Origin of the sequence: Thiolapillus sp., from assembly GCF_048562965.1 — a bacterium.
GTDB classification, from domain to species: domain Bacteria; phylum Pseudomonadota; class Gammaproteobacteria; order Chromatiales; family Chromatiaceae; genus Thiolapillus; species Thiolapillus brandeum_A.
In genome coordinates this window covers 1-1,262 of record NZ_JBHNMF010000837.1, presented here as the reverse complement: position 1 = coordinate 1,262, position 1,262 = coordinate 1, and the positions used below count along the sequence as shown (strand labels likewise).

The window sequence follows — 1,262 nt, the reverse complement described above, 5'->3', positions numbered from 1 at the left end:
GGGGATCGGTGAGCGATGCGTGCTAGGCCACCGCACAATGCCCGATGACGACGGGTGCTTTATACGCTGTCAGGGGCGGTTGGTCCGCAGTCACTCGCTCAATCGTCCCCGCACCGTAGCCCATACTGATCAGCTCACCGAGCGCCGTCCCTGCGCATTTGGGGATGTGCATGATGGCGAACTTCCTTCTCGTCTCCATCGATAGAGTGGCCCCATCTGCTGTTGCCTCGCCATTGCCCGTTGCAGCGTCTCGATCGCATCCATGGCGTCTGTGAGCGCCTCCGACGCCCACGATTGATGCCGGCGGGACCGTTCCTGCCGGGAATTTTTACTCGATGCTGCCGTTGGGCGCGCCAACGATTGTCGTCTCAAAACCGGCGAGCTTCGCGCTGGGTTTGAGCATCACCCCCATGGCAACAGCAATGTCTGCGGGACCGTAGCCATGAGACCCGGGATAGCGGTTCTGATCTGGTGTGTACTGACCCCATCCGGCATAGGCACCGGTGAGAATCGACGGGTCGAGTATCTCACCCCGTCGCCCGTGATAGATGTCCGGGCTGCCAACCCAACCCATGCGTGAGGCATTTTTAAGCGATCTCAGATCCATTGCCACGCCCTCCGACGGATCAGGCCGGTCCGTAATCAGCAGCCTGTTTGGATGGCCGGTGCCACCCACAATCAACCCATTGTGGTGTGGGTACTGTCCTATATCCAGATCCAGATAAACGCTGAGTGCAACGTTTCCAAACGCCGAGTCACTGCTGAATTCCCAGCGCGTTACGTGGAAATTTGTCCTCGGTACGATAATTGATTTAGTGGTCCAGTAGATGATGCCGTTTTCTCCCTGTATCTGTCCGGACGACACTGTTGATCCGTCAGTCAGGGTGTGAGCCGGTACCGTGAGGGTGTCTGCCAGATACAGCGTTTCCCTACCGATTTTTATCCGTGTTGCCGAATCATGGAGTGCGTTTTTACCGTTTAGTGTCAGGCTGTTGATTTCTCCGGCGGCGCCCATGGCCAGCTCCAGATCATCCGGTTTTTCCAGTTCGGCAATTCTAGCCTGGTGCTCGGAAATTTGGATTTCCAGTTCGGCAGTTCTAGCCTGGTGCTCGGAAATTTGGATTTCCAGTTCCGCCGCACGGTCTGCCAGCTGTCGCGCCTGTTCTTCTAGCTGCGCTAGATTGCCGTCTTTTTTCGATATGCGGTATCGCAATTCTTCCAGCCGGCCGTTGATTGTTTGCAGTTGCATTTGCAGATCCGCG

General features: G+C 56.7%; 2 protein-coding genes. Both read right to left on the bottom strand.

Going from position 1 to position 1,262, the window contains the following annotated elements:
* Positions 1-22: 22 nt before the first annotated feature.
* Positions 23-199 (bottom strand): hypothetical protein, encoded by a 177-nt coding sequence (locus tag ACOCD2_RS20505; protein WP_293650216.1) that lies wholly within the window; start codon positions 197-199, stop codon positions 23-25.
* A 129-nt stretch (positions 200-328) separates the two neighbouring features.
* The coding region (locus ACOCD2_RS20500) for a hypothetical protein (RefSeq protein WP_293650217.1) at positions 329-1,262 on the bottom strand (934 nt) is incomplete at its 5' end.